Below are 16,964 nucleotides of genomic sequence, written 5' to 3' on the forward strand. Positions count from 1 at the left end.
AATTATCGAGTATGAAAAAGCCAATCGCGTTTTTCGCCCATCATCAGGGCCGCGGACATGCCAACCGGATCATGGCCATTGCCGAGCATTTCAGCCAGGACAGGCAGGTCTCTGTTCTGACGGCCGGGCCGGACTATTTCGAGTCCGTAAGCTCAAGCGTCGAAGTCGTCGCGTTGCCGAACATGATCGGCGAAATGGTCCCGACCGCGCGGCTGTTCGATGAGCCTACACCATCTGTCATGCACTGCGTTCCCTTGGGCCTGCCGTCGATGCGGAAAACGATGCGCACCATCGTCGAGCATCTCGACGACCGCGATATTGGTCTGTTTGTCGTGGACGTGTCGTCGGAGATCGGAATGTTGGGTCGGATCTGCTCCACCCCAACGGTTCAGATGCGCCTCCACGGCGACCGCAACGACGTCGGTCATATCGGATCCTACGAAGCGATGGTCGGCATTCTGGCGCCGTTCGACGAGCGTATGGAGCAGCAGGACTATCCGCGCCATCTTCGAGACAAGACGTTCTATACGGGCGGTCTTTGCACCACCCGCGATCAGGTTCTGTCCCGTGCAGAGGCACGCCAGAAACTTGGGCTGCCCTCGGATCAGAAGATCGTGCTGGTCATGACAGGTGGCGGCGGCAGCGGCACGCCCTATGCGCCGCTGACGATTGCCGCACGGGCCGTCCCGGATGCGCTGTGGCTCGTCGCCGGTCCTGTTCTGCGGGAAGGCCATGAGACGGATTTCCCCAATTTGAAGGAACTCGGCTGGGTCGACAACGTCACGGACCATATCGCAGCGGCCGATATCGTTGTGGCCTCCGCTGGCGACAACACGGTTCATGAGATTGCGCGTGCGGCCCGGAAATTCGTGGTGATGCCCGAATGGCGGTATTTTTCCGAACAGCATCGCAAGGCATCCGAGCTCGTCCGACTTGGCGCAGCGGTTTCCGCTCCATACTGGCCGGGAGATTACGAGGGATGGCGGGGGCTTCTGCAGCGTGCCGAAGAGCTCGACACGGAAGCACTTGCAACTCTGCACGAGCCGGCCGCTGCGGCCAGGGCCGCAAACTGGCTGGAAGAGCTCTGCGACCAGCTCTGGATGGGTGATGCGCGGCGTATTGCAAGCCCGTTGCTCAAGGTCGTCTGATCATGGTCACGTTGACGACCGTCCTGCGCTCCGGGGGGCGCTACGAGCCGATCTGGGTGGAACGCCTTGCCCGCGGGGCGAGGCGACATATTTCGGGCCTTGATCGCATCGTCTGTATCACGGATTTCGATGAGGCAATGGACGGTGTCGAGACCGTCAAATTTCGCCACGACTGGCCGAAGTGGTGGTCGAAATTCGAGGCTTTCCGTCCCGAGCTCTCCGACGATGTCAACATACTCTGCGACCTGGACACGATCTTCATGTCCTCGGCGAGCAAGCTTGCATCAAAAGGCGATGCCGTTGTGATGGAGGATCATTTCTTGAAGTCTCGAGCGTCGACCGCGTTGATGCGCTGGAACAAAGACGATTTCTCGTTTCTGTACGAGCGGTTCAAACGCGATCCGGATCACTGGATTGCGCCGGGCAGTTGCGGAACCGTTCCCAACTCCGTGCACGGCGACCAGGTCGTGGTCGACCATTTCCTACGCGACCAGCTACCGTTCCCGGGCTTCATCCAAAACGAGTATCCTGATCTACTCGATTTCTACGATCCGGTTCGCAAGAACAGCGGACCGGTACTGATCTTCATTGGGGATTCCAAGCCCGACAACGCGACGGCCGACGTCAAGGACGCATGGCTGAACAGCTAGCACTGTTGGGGAGTGCTTCTGCCGATAGCAATTGGATGCTTCACGTCAGCTTGTGAGCACGGCCCCGATTTGAGCCATTGACGCATCCATCTTCAGCACAAGTCCTGTGGGATTATAAGCGACATCAACAGATCCCATCGAGCCCAGGCTCGACTTGATCAGTTTTGATCCGAAACCCTTGTGCTCTGGAACGGCGACGATTGGTCCGTCCACTTCGATCCAGCTAAACTGAAGCCTGTTCTCGCCACCCTGTGGCACGACAGACCACTCGATATCGATATGGCCAACCTCGTTGGAAAGCGCACCGTATTTGACGGCGTTGGTCATCAATTCGTGAAGTACCAGGCCGAAGGACATGGCAGCCTGGGGTCCGAGCATGACGGTCGTCCCACGAACCTTGATGCGGTCGCTGTCCTGCATCCCGATATTGCAGACAGTGTTGGCCACCACATCGCGCAATTCGGCTCCGCGCCAATCCTCTTGCGTCAGCATGTCATGCGCTTTGGAAAGAGCGGAGAGGCGCGACTGGATCTTGTCGCGCGCATCGTCCACCGTCTGGGCATTGCGCAAAGACTGGGTGGTGATTGCCTGCACCACGGCAAGCGTGTTTTTGACCCGGTGCGCGAGTTCGTGCATCAGCAGCTTTTGCGTTTCTTCGGCCTGCTTACGCTCGGTGATTTCGACCGATGCACCCGAAAAACGCACGGGCTCGCCCGAGGCGTCGCGGATGAGACGGCCCTTTGCGTGGACCCAGCGAACACCGCCACCTGGCTGGATGATGCGGTATTCGTTATCGAAGGTCGACTGTCCCTCGAACAACCGCCCCAGTTCCGCTTCGAACGCTGGCATGTCGTCGGGATGGAAATTCCGTGTGTATTCCTCAAGCGGCGCGCCAGCGGCTGCGCGACCCGGTTCTACCGTATAGATCTCGGCGAAGTTGGGGTCGGCATAGATCAGGTTCGTCTTCAGATCCCAATCCCAGATGCCGACCATTGTCGATGCGCCGAGAGCAAGCTGCAGGCGCTCTTCGCTTCGTGAAAGCTTGTCCTGCATGGATTTAAGCTCGGTGATATCGAGCGATACGCCGCACATCGCGACGGCCAGCCCCCGGTCATCATGGACGAGCTGGCCACGCGCGAGCACCCAGGCCACAACACCGTCGGGACGGATGACGCGGTACTGGACATCGTAGTCCGAGCTTCCTGCCAGGGTTTCCACCACCGCTGCTTGCATTCGGGGCAAGTCGTCGGGATGGATAGCGCTCTGCAGATCCTCATAGCTGAGGGACTGGTCCCTGTGACGACCAAAGTTTTCCCGGCACACGTCAGATGTCTGGAGTGCCATGGTCGCGAGGTCGAGCTCCCAATACCCAAGGCTTCCAGCCTCGAGAGTTTCCTTCATCCGGCGCTCGGAGCGAATGGCTGCCTGTTCCGCCTTTTTCGTTCCTGTGATGTCGCGGGAGATGGACAGGATCCGATCGGGCTTGCCGTCTCCTCCAAGGATTGGGGAAACTTTCACTTCCCACCACCGCGAGTTTCCTTTGGCCGTTTCCGCCGTCCCGACAAAGCTACAGCTACGTCCGGAGCGCGCAGCCTCAAGCGCTTCGCGCGCTGCCGCGTTCCCGTCGTCTTTCCAAAAATCAGGCCAAGGACAGTTGCGGATGGTTTCGAAATCGTCGATTTCCATGACGCGCATGCCGCCAGCGCTCATGAACGTAATGTTGCCGGCGAGGTCGATAACCTTGATACAGTCGTCGCTCGCGGACAAGATTTCCGCCATGAGAGCAACGTCCATCGTGTTTGCCAATGCGACTTCGTGCGGTCGCTGGGATACCGTGTTCATTGTGTATCCGATCGCAAGCGTATGGATATCCGTGTCGAAGTCATTGTCGGCCGTTTCTGAACTGCGAGTGCAAGGTAGCCGCGAGACGGCAGTGGGCGAATGTTGCGGGGAGTTCCCGGTAGTTCAATCAGTCTCAGTCACGATGCAGGCGGCGCGACGATAATGCTGGGTGGAACGCTCAACCCGATGTCGCCGCGCAGAAGTCGCGCGATGTATTCGAGAGCATTCTTCAAGCCGTTCATCGTATACGGCTTTTCGATTACACCGATTGCACCGACGAAATCTTCCGGAATGCGCTTCAGGTTTCCGGTGATGAATACGTACGGGATCCCCCGGTCGGCAAGGTGCCGCCCGACCTCGAGTCCGGTCGGGCCATCGGTCAGATGCACATCGACAAAGGCAAATTCCGGTATCTGGCCTTCCAGAATGGCCAGCGCCTTTTTCCGGTTCATGGCCTGACCGATTACAGAATGGCCCGCCGCCTCGACTTCTTCTTCGAGCTCAAGCGCCAGAAGGGCCTCGTCTTCAACGATCATGATTTTCAAGCTATGCTCCATATCAGCTATCTAGCGGCAAGATGATGCGGACAGTGGTTCGCCGACCCTCTACCTCACGTTCGATCTCGGCCTCGACCTGACGGCAGCACGTCTCCAGCATCAGCCGTCCGAATTCGTTATCCTCTTCGTCGACGTCGACCGGATCGGCCGTATCGCGGACTTCGATGATGAAATGCCCGTTTGGACGATTGACCACGAGGTGGATCTCTCCACCGCCCACGCTCAATCCGCGTCGGACCGCATCGCCAATGAGTTCATTGACGATCAGAGACAGTGGGGAGGCCTTGGCGGCGGGCACAAGAACCGGTGACAGATCCATGGTGATCCGGATATCGTCGCGCCCGAGCGATCCCACAAGGTCGATAACGTGATCGCGGGCGAAGTCGGCGACATCGAAGCGACCGACGTCGTTCGACATGAAGAGCTTGCGTTGCACCGTGCTAAGGGCCTCGACACGGTTGAGGACCGACAGGAGCGTATGCCGGACCGTTTCGTCCCGTGTTTTCCTGGCCTTGAGTTTCACGATCGAAGCGATGGTCAGCAGGTTGTTCTTGACGCGGTGGTCGACCTCGTGGACGAGGGTCGTCTTTGCCTCGAGGGCTTGGGTGAGTTCTGCTGTTCGGGCAGCGACCTCCGCCTCGGCTCTCCGACGCGCCGAAGCGGACTGCATCTCCAACGTCTTGTCGTCCGTGAAATCAAGCTGCGACGCGAAGTAGTAGAGCGGATCGCCCTGATCGTCGAACACAGGGCTGATGAAAAGAGCGTTCCAAAATGTCGAGCCGTCTTTCCGGTGGTTGACGATATCGATCGCGATCGACCTCTGGTCCCTGATCGCTTCCCTTATCTTCTGAACTGCCGCTGGGTCGGTCTCGGGTCCTTGCAAAAAACGGCAGTTGCGTCCCACCAGTTCGTCCGCCGGATATCCGGTCAGGTCACTAAAGGCCTTGTTGGAAAAGATGATCGGATTGTCGTACTGTCGCGGATCCGTGATGATCATCGGCATCCGGGTTGCTTTGAATGCTGCGGAGAAGGGATCCTTGGAAGAATGCTCTGCAAGAAGCTTGTCCCCGGCGTCCTGTGCCCCCCTTTTCGCCGAGATCGAGTCGTTCATGAGCATGCCTAATTTACAATTTGCTTTCCAACGCGTGCTCTTGGCTAAATGTTCCGCGCGGTAAAGCCACACGACGGTTTGGGTGCTTTGTGTCACGCGGCCGCTTCAGAGGCCGCATCTAAACAGCGCACAGATCTCGATCGTCGTGCGGGATATCACCGGGACAACACCAAAGACCGATGCAGCGGGAAACGAGCACTCGGGTGACAACCATCTCATATGATCGGTTCGCGCCGATATCCCTGAGCGCCTCTCGCTTGCTGATCAAGCGCTTTTCAGTAAGTGTAAATAACTGTAAATAAACGTAAATGTCAGATCCCTGATAGGAACCGCAAGGAGCTTTTGCTGTTGTTCGCTTGCTATCAAAGGAGCTGACATTGAAATACTCTGCATACCTCGCGACAGGATTGGTCGGCATACTCGTGCTGACCGGGATCTCCACTGCCAATGCCCAGATGATGGGGGCGAAGCCGCTTTCCAGGGGTGACGTTCAGCTTGTCCAGAAACAACAGGGCAAACAGCATATGCTCAAGGGCCACCGCGGTATGAAGGAACGCCGTCAGGGCTACCGGCGCCACAGCGACGGCTACTGGTACCCGCCCGCAGCATTCGCGTCTGAGGCTTCAAAGAAAAAACCAGGCCGATCCGACAAAGCTCCGTCACCGGTCAGAAAATTCTAGGAGAGAACGCGGCTCATGGGCACTCATCCTCAAGCCGTCAACGAGGTAGTGCCGCGTATTGTGCATAGCTGCACTGCAACATGCTGCCTTTCTACATTCGGATAAATGGAATATCCAGTCTTCCAACGAAGCAATGCACCTCCTCCCGCAGAGCTTCGTGTTCCAGGCGACCCACTCCTCCCAATGGGCGTCTGGCCGAACAGCGGCACTCCTCCTCCCAGCCGTTGTTCGATCTTTTCGAAAAGCCTGCCGCACCTCCTCCCGCGGCAGGCTTTTTCGTTTTGGGCGAGCCACAAGGCGCGCTCGACCGGCCTGCGCTTTGGCGCTGCAGCTTGCGCTTTGTGGCAAACAGGGATGTGAACGAAGGCGATGCGGTTCTTCTTTGAGGTTCACCTGTAGTTTTCGACAACCTTATGCCGTACCGAGCGTTTCGATCCTTTACCGACGTCGTCCAGGGAGAAGCGCGTGCCGCAGGAATTTCGTTTTGAGATGCTAGCTAAGTTCGGCTATGCCGCGCGAGGTGTCGTTTTTCTTCTGGTTGCGGCGTTGGCGCTGTTTTCGAGCTTCGGCGGCGGTCGCCCCGAAAGCAAGTCGGCCATATCGTCGTTGCTGGATCAGCCGTTCGGCAAGGTGTGGGTCGGGATAATCGGCATCGGGCTTTTCTGTTTTGTGGCCTGGCGGCTTGCCCAGGCTCTGGCGGACAGTGACGGACATGGCAGCGATGCCAAAGGAATGGTCATTCGGGCAAGCCTTCTCGGCAGCGCCGTTACCTATGTCGGTCTCGGGATCTACGCAATCGGGCTTTCGGTCTTTTCGGGCGGCGGAGGCGGTGGTTCTGGAGAGAAGGGCCTGGCGACATGGATCATGTCCCAACCTTTCGGCTCCTACCTCGCCATCATCGCCGGCATTGGACTGTTCGCAGGCGGTGTCGTTACCATGATAAAGGGCCTGACGCGGAAATTCGAGAAGTATATCAGCATCCCGAGCAACGCCAGCTGGCTTACTTATGTCTGTGTATACGGTCTCGTCGCCCGCGGTGTCGTCTTTGCCGTTGTCGGCATCCTGTTTGCCTATGCCGGCTTCAAGGTCGATCCTGATCAAGCTGGCGGCATGGCTGACGCGATGGACTGGTTGAGCGAGCTGCCGGGCGGTGCGACCATCTTCATCGTCATCGCAGCCGGGCTCGCAGCGTTCGGTATCTATAACCTTGTCGCCGCAAGATACCGGACAGTCCGTGGCCCCTCCATGGCAGACGTCAAGCGCACTGTCAGCCGGCCCTTCAACTAGCCGATCGGGACCGTTGACTGGGATCCTGCACTCAGCTGGTCATCGAAATCGCGACCATCATAAACGCGTGAGGGGGTGGGAACGGTCCGTTCCCACCCCCTCATTTGCTATATCCGGCATGCCACGAAAGCAGTGACACGCCGGGCTATTTATTGCGTTAGGCGAGCATGCGCACCTTGGGTTCGCGATCCCAGTACCGCTTTGCAGCGGCCTTCAGGAAGCCGTCCATCCCGACAACACCGTCATCGGTTTCGACGCCGGCTTTCTGCAGCAGTGGCTGGGCCTCGTTCGTATGGCCGATAGCCTTGAGGTGGCCGAACGCATCCATCACCCACTGGACCGCTGCTGCTTCTCGGGTCAGCATGTCGCTGCCTTCCTTCGAGAGGAGAACCGCGACCGCGTCGAAGAGCTGTGACGGCGAACCGGCGAGCTGACCATCGGCTTTCGTTACGTTGCCGTCGGACAGTTTTGCCTTTCCGATCTTAGGCGCAACGACGAATGCGGTGGCGCCAGCCTGGCTGATGGCGTTCTTCAGATCACTCAATGCCTTCGCATCGGTGCCATCAGCAATAAGGATGCCGATCTTTCGACCCTTGACCGTCTCGACCATGTTCTTCTGGATCGACAGGGCTGGCGACGGATCGAGATCGACCGGTTCCCGTGCAGCCGGATTGGCAGCCGGAAGGTCGATTCCGAGACCATCGGCGACCCGCTGCGCCAACTCCTCGTCAACGTTCAGGAGATTACCAATAACGCGCGGCGGAACGTGATCGAACTCGACCTTGGAAAGCTCGAACACGAAAGACGACGCGATATGCGCCTGCTCGGACGCTGTCTGAGACTTCCAGAACATTCGTGCCTGGCTGTAATGGTCGGCAAAGAGCTCGGCGCGGACCCGCAGCTTGTCGCCCTGTTCCTGATCACCTGTCGCCCGTTCGAACGACCGGAAGCCAGTTGCGGGACACTCGCGTGGGCCGCCTTCTTCTCCAGCCATTGAGAGGCTGTTGGGTTCGTAATTGGCACGACCCTTCGGAACGCTCATCTGCATCATGCCGTCACGCTGGAAATTCTGCATGGGGCACTTCGGCGCGTTGATCGGCAGCTGATGGAAATTGGCCGTGCCGAGACGCGATTTCTGGGTATCCAGATAGGAGAACAACCGGCCTTGCAAAAGCGGATCGTTGGAGAAGTCGATTCCCGGGACGACGTTCGACGGCAGGAAAGCCACCTGTTCCGTTTCGGCGAAGAAGTTATCGGGGTTGCGATCAAGCACAAGCCGACCGACGATCTTGACCGGCAAAATCTCTTCCGGGATGATCTTGGTGGAGTCGAGCACGTCGTAGGGGAGCTTGCTTGCGAATTCCTCGTCGAAAAGCTGAACGCCGAGCTCCCATTCCGGAAAGTCACCACTGTCGATGGCTTCCCAGAGATCGCGACGGTGGTAGTCGTTGTCGGCGGCCTGAAGCTTGAGCGCCTCATCCCAGATCGTCGACTGAACGCCGAGCTTCGGCTTCCAGTGGAACTTCACGAAGGTCGACTTGCCCTCTTCGTTGACGAAGCGGAACGTATGAATGCCAAAGCCCTGCATCATGCGCAGCGAGCGCGGAATGCCACGGTCCGACATGGCCCATAGAAGCATGTGGGTGGTCTCAGGCATCAGCGACGCGAAATCCCAGAAGGTACCGTGCGCGCTACCGGCCTGCGGATAGGCGCGGTCAGCTTCCATTTTCACCGAGTGAATGAGATCGGGAAACTTGATTGCATCCTGGATAAAGAAGACCGGAATGTTGTTACCGACCAGATCCCAGTTGCCTTCCTGCGTGTAGAATTTGACGGCGAAGCCGCGAACGTCGCGAGGGGTATCGACAGAGCCAGCGCCGCCTGCAACGGTCGAGAAGCGGACGAAAACCGGAACCTTGTCCCCTACACGCTGAAACACGTCGGCTTTTGTCACGTCCTTGAGGGATTCCGTGAGCTCGAAGTAACCGTGTGCGGCAGAGCCTCTGGCATGCACGATGCGCTCAGGGATGCGTTCGTGGTCGAAATGAAAGATTTTCTCGCGGAGAACGAAGTCCTCAAGCAGGCTCGGACCGCGATTGCCGGATTTCAGACTGTTCTGATTGTCGGAGATCCGAACGCCGTGGTTTGTCGTCAGGTGGGCCTGAGCAGGATGCGAGCCATCGGACGGAACATGCTGGTGGGTCTCGCCGCCTTCACCGCGGTCCGTATCGTATGTCGTCGGGTCAGCCATTGGATGGTCCTTTGCTCGAATTCAATCCAGCAACAGATATGCCCGCGCGACGCTGCGGCAAGCGTCCGTCGGAGAGATTATCCAAGGGATTGCTTTCAAAGCTGCAGGTCAGGCACCGGAGGTGGCTGTGGGCTGAGCTCCCGAGAGTGGTCAGTAAAGGCGTCTCGTAGTCCGCTGTGCCTGCATTCGTGGCCTGACCGGCGTTCGATGAGGCGCTGCGGTGACGCGGGTCCGGCGGGGAGAGATGCCTATCCCGCGCAGAACTTTCCCGATTGCTCTCGTAGCAAAGCAAGCCCTTGCTCTGTCACGAGGTTCATCCTCGGGTTTCCGCGGCGCCCCGCGAAAAGGTCCGGATACTGGGATGACGTGACAAGTCTCACTTCCGTTCGCGGCAGCTTCTGCAGGTGAACACTTGCACCCTTACGCGCAATATCGACGCCCAACGCACGAAGCGCGTCAGGTGCCGCGATCCAAAGAGTGCCGCTGATGTTCAGCATCCGGATGGTGTGTCCATGGCAGGTCACGGTATTCATCGCCCGTCCTCAGCCGTCGCGACGTCAGCCATGCCGTCGCTCGAAATTGCAACGACGACGGCTTTCGACGGAGGAACAGGTGTATCTCCAACCGCTCCGAAAAATCCTGACAGCATCCGTAAATCCTTCGTGAAACACCGATTATGTGCATTGCACAAAACTAGACGCCGGTTATATACGTGCCCGACTGTATGTAAACTATCCTTGTGCGGAGCACTCGATGCCTAAGGCGTTGCGATCTATCCTGACCATCACTTGCCTCCTCGCCCTCGTCGGGTGCCAGAAGGAAGAAGCCGCAGCACCTCCGGCGCCGCCTCCATCGCCCGTTGGCGTGGTGACGGTGCAGCCCGAGACCTTGCCGATTACCAGCGATCTGCCGGGCCGTATCGCTCCGACCCGTCTCGCCGAGGTGCGCCCGCGTATCTCCGGGATTATCGTCGAGCGCGTCTTCGAACAGGGCTCCATCGTCAAAGCGGGCGACGTGCTTTACCGCATCGACCCGGCACCGTTCCAGGTTCAGGTCGACAGCGCACAGGCCACGCTTCGGAGTGCGCAGGCAGCGCAGATGCAGGCTCGCCAGACCGCCGATCGTCAGACCCAGCTCAGCAAATCGAACGTCGCCACTCGCCAGGACCTCGATACCGCGATCTCTGCACTGGCGCAGGCGGACGCTCAAGTCGCCGTCGCCCAGGCCGGCCTTGCCCAGGCCGAGCTCAGCCTGCAATACGCCAATGTCACGGCACCAATCAGCGGCCGCATCGGCCGTGCGCTGATCACGGAAGGCGCCCTGGTCAGCTCGACTGGCTCTGAAAACCTCGCGACCATCCAGCAGCTCGACCCGATCTATGCGGACTTCACCCAACCGGCCGCCGATCTGATCCGCCTGCGCAAGGCGCTGCAGGACGGCAAGCTGATGACGGGACCGAACGAGGCGAACGCCTATCTCATGCTCGACGACGGCACCAAATACCCGGAAACGGGCCGTTTGCTGTTTTCGGAAGCAGCGGTCGATGAAACCACCGGGCAGGTGACCCTGCGCGGTGAATTCCCCAATACCAATGGGGATCTCCTCCCGGGCATGTATGTCCGCGTGCAGATCGAGGAAGGTCTGGAGCGCGATGCCTTCGCCGTGCCGCAGCAGGCCCTGCAGCGCGATTCCGGCGGCCAGGCGAGCGTGCTCGTGGTCGGCGCCGAAGACAAGGTCGAACAGCGCCGCGTCACCGTCGGTCGTGCGCTTGGCGAACGCTGGGTCATCTCGCAGGGCCTCAAGGCCGGCGACCGCGTGATTGCGGAGGGGTTCCAGAAGACCGCTCCCGGCGCCACCGTCAAGCCTGAGCCCTGGTCTGCGGACAAGCCCGCGACCGAGCAATCGACGCAGGGCGACGCCAAGGCTGCTCCTGCAGAGCCGGCGAAGAAGTAAGGACCAGGTTACATGGCAAGTTTCTTCATCGACCGGCCGATCTTCGCCTGGGTCGTCGCAATCTTCATTATGCTCGCAGGCGTGCTGACAATTCCGATGCTGCCGATTGCGCAGTATCCGAATGTCGCACCGCCGCAGATCACCGTCTCCACCAACTATCCCGGCGCTTCGCCAGACGATATCTACCAGGGCGTGACGCGTCCGATCGAAGAAGAACTGAACGGCGTTCCCGGGCTGATCTATTTCGAATCGACGTCTGAATCGTCGGGCCGCGTGTCCATCAACGTCACCTTCGCACCCGGTACGAATATCGGCGAAGCGCAGGTCGAGGTGCAGAACCGCATCGCCCGCGCCGAACCCCGCCTGCCGGGCGCCGTCACATCGCAGGGCGTGCGCGTCGAGCAGGCAGGCACATCGTTCCTGATGGTCGTGTCGCTGACCTCCACGGACGGCAATACCGACGTCATCGGTCTCGGCGACTATCTGAACCGCAACGTGCTTGGCGAGATCCGCCGCGTGCCCGGCGTCGGCAGTGCTCAGTTGTTCGCCACCCAGCGCTCCATGCGGATCTGGATGGATCCCGACAAGATGGTCGGCCTCAAGCTGACGGCCTCCGATGTTACGGCTGCGATCAGCGCCCAGAACGCGCAGGTCGCCGCCGGTCGTATCGGCGCGACGCCGAACCCGATCGGCCAGCAGATTTCCGCAACCATCAACGTCCAGGGCCAGCTGACCAATCCCGAAGCGTTCGGAGCGATCGTGCTGCGCGCCAATCCCGATGGTTCGTCGGTGCGGTTGCGCGATGTCGCCCGCATCGAGGTCGGCGGCGAAAGCTACAACTTCTCCAGCCGCCTCAACGGCAAGCCAAGCGCTGCCATCGGCGTCCAGCTGTCGCCGACTGCCAATGCACTCGATACGGCGAAAGGCGTGCGCGCGGTCATGACAGAGCTGCAGCAGTATTTCCCGTCCGGCATCGAATACGAGATCCCGTACGATACCAGCCCGTTCGTGGAAGTCTCGATCGAGAAGGTCATCCATACGCTGATCGAGGCGATGATCCTCGTCTTCGTGGTGATGTACGTCTTCCTTCAGAACATCCGCTACACGCTGATCCCGACACTGGTCGTCCCGGTGGCGCTGCTTGGCACCTGTGCGGTGATGTATGTCTCCGGCTTCTCCATCAATGTGCTCACCATGTTTGCGATGGTGCTCGCGATCGGCATTCTCGTCGACGACGCCATCGTCGTCGTCGAAAACGTCGAGCGCATCATGGCGCAGGAAAAGCTGTCGCCGAAGGAAGCGACCCGCAAGGCGATGGGCCAGATTTCGGGCGCCATCATCGGCATCACGCTCGTCCTGAGTGCGGTGTTCATCCCGATGGCCTTCTTCCCCGGTGCGGTCGGCATCATCTATCAGCAGTTCTCGCTGACCATGGTGGTCTCGATCCTGTTCTCGGGTTTCCTTGCCCTGTCGCTCACGCCCGCACTGTGCGGTTCGTTCCTCAAGCCGATCAAAGGCGATCACCACGAGAAAAAGGGCGTCTTCGGCATTTTCAACCGCGGTTTCGACAAGGCTTCGCATGGCTATTCCCGCACGGTCGGTGGCATCATCAAGCGATCCGGTCGCTTCATGGTCATCTACGTCGCGCTTCTCGTCGGCCTCGGCTGGGCCTATCTGCAGCTGCCGAGCTCGTTCCTGCCCAACGAAGACCAAGGCTTCCTGATCGTCGACGTTCAGGCACCGGCCGAGGCAAGCACCGACCGCACCACCGAGGTCGTCGCGCAGATCGAAAAGATCGCGCTCAGTGAAAAGGCCGTCGAGCGCATTATCGCCATCAACGGCTATTCCTTCTCCGGCAGCGGCCAGAATGCCGCGCTCGCCTTCATCACCCTGAAGGACTGGTCGGATCGCGGTCCCGAGGATAAGGCTGATGCGATCGCAAAGAGGATCAACGGCCAGATCTTCGGCATCCGCGATGCGATCGCGTTCTCGCTGTCGCCGCCGCCGATCCAGGGTCTCGGCAACTCGTCCGGCTTTACCTTCCGATTGCAGGATCGTGCCGGCAACGGCCAGACGGCACTTGGCGCGGCGCGCGACCAGTTGATGGCCGCAATCGCCAAGAGCCCGGTTCTCGCCGGCGTTCGCATCGAAGGCATGCCGGATGCAGCGCAGGTCAACCTTCTTATCGACCGCGAGAAGGCCAACACGTTCGGTGTCACATTCGGTGACATCAACTCGACGATCACCGCAAACCTCGGCTCGTCCTATGTGAACGACTTCCCGAATGCGGGACGCATGCAGCGCGTGCAGGTTCAGGCCGACGGCAAGCAGCGCATGAAGACAGAAGACCTGCTGCGGCTCAACGTCCGCAACGCCAATGGCGGCATGGTGCCGATGGCCTCATTCGCGTCGGTCGAATGGGTCCGGGGCCCGTCGCAGGTTGTTGGCTATAACGGCTACCCGTCGATCCGCATCGCCGGCCAGGCAGCACCGGGCTTCTCCTCCGGTGACGCCATCACCGAGATGGAACGGCTTGCCGGCGAACTGCCGAACGGTTTCGGTTACGAATGGACCGGCCAGTCGCTGCAGGAAATCCAGTCGGGGTCGCAGGCACCCGCCCTGATCGCGCTCAGCGTGCTCTTCGTGTTCCTGCTGCTGGCAGCCTTGTACGAAAGCTGGTCGATCCCGATCTCGGTCATGCTCGTCGTGCCGCTCGGGGTCATCGGTTCGGTTGCGGCCGTCATGCTTCGGGGAATGTCGAATGACGTCTACTTCCTCGTGGGTCTGATCGCCATTATCGGTCTGTCGGCGAAGAACGCCATTCTGATCATCGAGTTCGCCAAGGACCTCCGCGCCGAAGGCCGCTCCACGTTTGATGCGACGGTCGAGGCAGCGCATCTGCGCTTCCGCCCGATCCTGATGACGTCGCTCGCCTTCACCCTCGGCGTCGTCCCGATGGCGATTGCCACCGGTGCCAGTGCTGCCAGTCAGAATGCGATCGGCACCGGCGTGCTTGGCGGGATGATCTCGGCGACCTTGCTGGCCATCTTCTTCGTTCCCGTGTTCTTCGTCTTCGTGATGAAAGTCTTCCGCGTGAAGGAGCCGAACCACGAAGCAGAAAAGGCAGCTCCCAAACCGGCGGAGTAGGGGAGAGCGGGAAGAGGAGACAAGGATGAGACGAACGAAAGCCGAAGCGGCCGAGACGCGCTGTGCCGTCCTGACCGCAGCCGAGCAGCTTTTTTTCGAAAAAGGCGTCGCCAACAGTACTCTGGACGAAATCGCGGCTGCCGCTGGTGTCACACGAGGAGCGGTCTACTGGCACTTTGCCAGCAAGAGCGACCTGTTCCTCCAACTCTACAACGCGGCGCAGCTTCCCCGGGTCGACATGAGCGACGCTGCCGGCTCGGGTTGCGAGGATACTGATCCGATCTCGGCGGTGGAAACCATTGCTCTCGACTGGTTTGGGATGCTCGCAAGCGACGTCCAACGCCAGCGGCTCCTCACGATCCTTCTGAGAACTAACTTCGAACATGAGTTCGAACCTGTCCTGCAGGAGATGGACGCCCTCAGCGCTGAGCACACGAAAAACATGGAGCGCATCTTTGCCAAGGCTGAAGACAAGGGACAGCTGTCACCCTTGTGGACTCCCGCCGCGTGCAGCCGCGCCGTGCACTGGCAGATGAAGGGTATCTGCTGGGAGTGGCTGCTGTTTGGCCGGAAGTTCGACCTCGTCACCCTGGGCGGAGACAGCGTCCGAAAGCTGTTCGCGACCTTCAGGCGCTGATCGTGATGGATGGGGCGAAATCGGCAGGCTCTGTCAAGCAAGTGGACATTGTCGCCGGATCTGTCGATGCTATGCTTTCCCCGATGACCGATATCCTCCAGGTCTACACCGACGGCTCGTTCGACGCCGCTTCCCGATCTGGGGGCTGGGCGATCGTCGCTTTCAAAGGCGACGTGCAGATTCATGTCGCCTCGGGGACGACGATCGGCAGCTCGAACAATACGTTCGAGCTGCTGTCTGTCATGCGGGCGGCGTCTTGGCTTGAAGCCGAAGCGACGGGAATGGCTGCGGTGATCTGGACCGATTCCGCCCATCTCGTCGAAGGGTGCCGTCGATGGCGGTTCATCTGGCGCGGCAACGGCTGGAAGCGGGTAAGATCAAACCCGCACGAACGTCGTCGGCCAATCCCGGATGCAGATGTCTGGCGCGAACTGGACGCTTTCCTCGAGCGCAACCCGCTTGTCACAATTCAATTGTGCAAAGGGCATTCCGGAATCTCCGGAAATGAACAGGCCGATGCGGCAGCGAGATCAGCCTTGGGTCTGGGATAAGGCACGTTGCCGGCTCCCAAGCGCAAAAGACCTGCTGAACTTGACAGAAGTCATGTGGCGGACTTGCAACTGTGATTGTGCAGTCGCTACTGCAAGATCATCTTTATTAGCTCTTTCCGTTAGCAAACAGCGCGACTCTGATAGTGGATTGAATCACCGATCAGGCATCGGACCACTAAAGGATATGTCATGAACACTCTCTCAAAAGCCCTGGCCACCGTTCTCCTCGCCTCGGCAATCGCAGTCCCGGTGTCTGCCGCAGATCTCGCGCCCATGGAAACTCCGCTTGCCGCACCGGCGACGTCTGGTTTTTACTTTGGTTCGCTGAGCTCCGTAAACTTCCTTGACGATACAGGCTTTGATTTCGGCGCCGCGTCGGTGTCCACCGAGTATGACGTCGGCTACTACAGCGCACTGCGCGCCGGCTATAACTTCGGATCGATGGGCTTCGTTTCGCCGCGCCTCGAGCTTGAACTTGGTTATGGCAGCGCGTCTGTCGACGAACACAGCGTTTCCGGATTTGGCGGCGTTGGTGGTATCGACTCCTACGGCGACGCTCGCTCGTTCCAGGGCTATGTCAATGGCTATCTCGATATCCCGCTTGCAGCTGAAGGCGCAGTCAGCGCGATCACGCCTTACGTCGGCGGCGGTGCAGGTTTCATGAACCTGGAACTGCGCAAGCAGGGCGTCAGCGGAACCGGTACCGGCACGCTGATGGATGATTCCGACACCCAGTTCGCCTACCACCTTGATGCCGGCGTTGGCATCAATCTGCAGGCTATCGGTCTGTTCACGAACACTTCGCTGTTCGACAACACGACGTTCGATATCGGGTATCGTTTCACAGCTGCCGACGATTTCAACTTCGAGGCCCGCGACGGATCCACGTCGAGCACCGACTTCCGCAGCCATGCTGTGACATTCGGCCTGCGTCGCCAGTTTTGATCTGAGGGTCTGGCCGGTTTCGCGACCGGCCAGACCTATTCTGCTTGAGACGTTTCAGATCTCGCCCTCGGGCTTTTCGCCCTTGGCGTCTTCAAGGCCTTTTTCGGCCTTCTTCAGCAAATCCTCACGGTCCTTGTCGGCATTCTCGCTCGTGCGATCCGCATCGCTTCCGGTCTTTTTGTCGTCACTCATTTTATTCTCCTTC

General features: G+C 59.6%; 14 protein-coding genes. 9 read left to right on the plus strand and 5 right to left on the minus strand.

Going from position 1 to position 16,964, the window contains the following annotated elements; translation table 11 throughout:
* Positions 1 to 11: 11 nt before the first annotated feature.
* Both ACQY1J_RS00830 and ACQY1J_RS00835 read left to right on the plus strand, forming a co-directional pair.
* Positions 12 to 1,148, plus strand: a complete 1,137-nt coding sequence (locus ACQY1J_RS00830; protein ID WP_430249725.1) for a glycosyltransferase — start codon at positions 12 to 14, stop codon at positions 1,146 to 1,148.
* A gap of 2 nt (positions 1,149 to 1,150) precedes the next feature.
* Positions 1,151 to 1,798, plus strand: coding sequence for a hypothetical protein (locus tag ACQY1J_RS00835; protein WP_430249726.1), 648 nt, complete (start codon positions 1,151 to 1,153; stop codon positions 1,796 to 1,798).
* Between the two features lie 45 nt (positions 1,799 to 1,843).
* On the opposite strand, the gene ACQY1J_RS00840 is transcribed toward ACQY1J_RS00835, so the two are convergent.
* The 3 genes from ACQY1J_RS00840 to ACQY1J_RS00850 form a co-directional block, all read right to left on the minus strand.
* Positions 1,844 to 3,640, minus strand: coding sequence for a PAS domain-containing protein (locus ACQY1J_RS00840; protein ID WP_430249727.1), 1,797 nt, complete (start codon positions 3,638 to 3,640; stop codon positions 1,844 to 1,846).
* Positions 3,641 to 3,777: 137 nt separating this feature from the next.
* Positions 3,778 to 4,185: a response regulator gene (locus ACQY1J_RS00845; protein WP_430249728.1), complete on the minus strand. Its 408-nt coding sequence runs from the start codon at positions 4,183 to 4,185 to the stop codon at positions 3,778 to 3,780.
* A 13-nt stretch (positions 4,186 to 4,198) separates the two neighbouring features.
* Positions 4,199 to 5,308: a PAS domain-containing protein gene (locus ACQY1J_RS00850; protein ID WP_430249729.1), complete on the minus strand. Its 1,110-nt coding sequence runs from the start codon at positions 5,306 to 5,308 to the stop codon at positions 4,199 to 4,201.
* A 377-nt stretch (positions 5,309 to 5,685) separates the two neighbouring features.
* Between ACQY1J_RS00850 and ACQY1J_RS00855 the strand changes: the two genes are divergently transcribed.
* Together ACQY1J_RS00855 and ACQY1J_RS00860 are read left to right on the plus strand one after the other, a co-directional pair.
* A complete protein-coding gene (locus tag ACQY1J_RS00855; protein WP_430249731.1) occupies positions 5,686 to 5,988 on the plus strand; it encodes a hypothetical protein in 303 nt (100 codons plus the stop codon).
* A 465-nt stretch (positions 5,989 to 6,453) separates the two neighbouring features.
* Positions 6,454 to 7,275, plus strand: coding sequence for a DUF1206 domain-containing protein (locus ACQY1J_RS00860; protein ID WP_062459479.1), 822 nt, complete (start codon positions 6,454 to 6,456; stop codon positions 7,273 to 7,275).
* Positions 7,276 to 7,432: 157 nt separating this feature from the next.
* Here the strand turns inward: ACQY1J_RS00860 and ACQY1J_RS00865 are convergent, their stop codons facing one another.
* Positions 7,433 to 9,526 carry a catalase gene (locus tag ACQY1J_RS00865; RefSeq protein ID WP_430249732.1) on the minus strand — a complete coding sequence of 698 codons (2,094 nt, stop codon included), beginning with the start codon at positions 9,524 to 9,526 and terminating at the stop codon, positions 7,433 to 7,435.
* 753 nt (positions 9,527 to 10,279) lie between these two features.
* Between ACQY1J_RS00865 and ACQY1J_RS00870 the strand changes: the two genes are divergently transcribed.
* From ACQY1J_RS00870 to ACQY1J_RS00890, 5 genes are all read left to right on the plus strand, one after another.
* Complete coding sequence (locus ACQY1J_RS00870) at positions 10,280 to 11,479, plus strand: efflux RND transporter periplasmic adaptor subunit (protein ID WP_092663201.1); 1,200 nt, start codon at positions 10,280 to 10,282, stop codon at positions 11,477 to 11,479.
* A 12-nt stretch (positions 11,480 to 11,491) separates the two neighbouring features.
* Positions 11,492 to 14,626 carry a multidrug efflux RND transporter permease subunit gene (locus tag ACQY1J_RS00875; protein WP_430249733.1) on the plus strand — a complete coding sequence of 1,045 codons (3,135 nt, stop codon included), beginning with the start codon at positions 11,492 to 11,494 and terminating at the stop codon, positions 14,624 to 14,626.
* 25 nt (positions 14,627 to 14,651) lie between these two features.
* Entirely contained in the window at positions 14,652 to 15,263 is a 612-nt protein-coding gene (locus ACQY1J_RS00880; protein ID WP_062578152.1) for a TetR family transcriptional regulator, read from the plus strand.
* Positions 15,264 to 15,346: 83 nt separating this feature from the next.
* A complete protein-coding gene (locus ACQY1J_RS00885) occupies positions 15,347 to 15,814 on the plus strand; it encodes an RNase H family protein (protein WP_430249988.1) in 468 nt (155 codons plus the stop codon).
* Between the two features lie 189 nt (positions 15,815 to 16,003).
* On the plus strand, positions 16,004 to 16,759 hold the full coding sequence (locus ACQY1J_RS00890) for an outer membrane protein (protein WP_062578150.1): 756 nt from the start codon (positions 16,004 to 16,006) through the stop codon (positions 16,757 to 16,759).
* Between the two features lie 54 nt (positions 16,760 to 16,813).
* Here ACQY1J_RS00890 and ACQY1J_RS00895 read toward each other — a convergent pair whose 3' ends face one another.
* Positions 16,814 to 16,951, minus strand: a complete 138-nt coding sequence (locus tag ACQY1J_RS00895; protein WP_156461778.1) for a hypothetical protein — start codon at positions 16,949 to 16,951, stop codon at positions 16,814 to 16,816.
* Positions 16,952 to 16,964: the final 13 nt, after the last annotated feature.

Origin of the sequence: Neorhizobium sp. DAR64860/K0K1 (genome assembly GCF_050500205.1) — a bacterium.
Taxonomy (GTDB): Bacteria; Pseudomonadota; Alphaproteobacteria; order Rhizobiales; family Rhizobiaceae; genus Neorhizobium; species Neorhizobium soli.

Coding starts and splice junctions, on each gene's coding strand:
- ACQY1J_RS00895 (WP_156461778.1), bottom strand. CDS start 16,951: ATGAGTGACGACAAAAAGACCGGAAGCGATGCGGATCGCACGAGCGAG.
- ACQY1J_RS00870 (WP_092663201.1), top strand. CDS start 10,280: ATGCCTAAGGCGTTGCGATCTATCCTGACCATCACTTGCCTCCTCGCC.
- ACQY1J_RS00865 (WP_430249732.1), bottom strand. CDS start 9,526: ATGGCTGACCCGACGACATACGATACGGACCGCGGTGAAGGCGGCGAG.
- ACQY1J_RS00830 (WP_430249725.1), top strand. CDS start 12: ATGAAAAAGCCAATCGCGTTTTTCGCCCATCATCAGGGCCGCGGACAT.
- ACQY1J_RS00840 (WP_430249727.1), bottom strand. CDS start 3,640: ATGAACACGGTATCCCAGCGACCGCACGAAGTCGCATTGGCAAACACG.
- ACQY1J_RS00875 (WP_430249733.1), top strand. CDS start 11,492: ATGGCAAGTTTCTTCATCGACCGGCCGATCTTCGCCTGGGTCGTCGCA.
- ACQY1J_RS00880 (WP_062578152.1), top strand. CDS start 14,652: ATGAGACGAACGAAAGCCGAAGCGGCCGAGACGCGCTGTGCCGTCCTG.
- ACQY1J_RS00890 (WP_062578150.1), top strand. CDS start 16,004: ATGAACACTCTCTCAAAAGCCCTGGCCACCGTTCTCCTCGCCTCGGCA.
- ACQY1J_RS00835 (WP_430249726.1), top strand. CDS start 1,151: ATGGTCACGTTGACGACCGTCCTGCGCTCCGGGGGGCGCTACGAGCCG.
- ACQY1J_RS00885 (WP_430249988.1), top strand. CDS start 15,347: ATGACCGATATCCTCCAGGTCTACACCGACGGCTCGTTCGACGCCGCT.
- ACQY1J_RS00850 (WP_430249729.1), bottom strand. CDS start 5,308: ATGAACGACTCGATCTCGGCGAAAAGGGGGGCACAGGACGCCGGGGAC.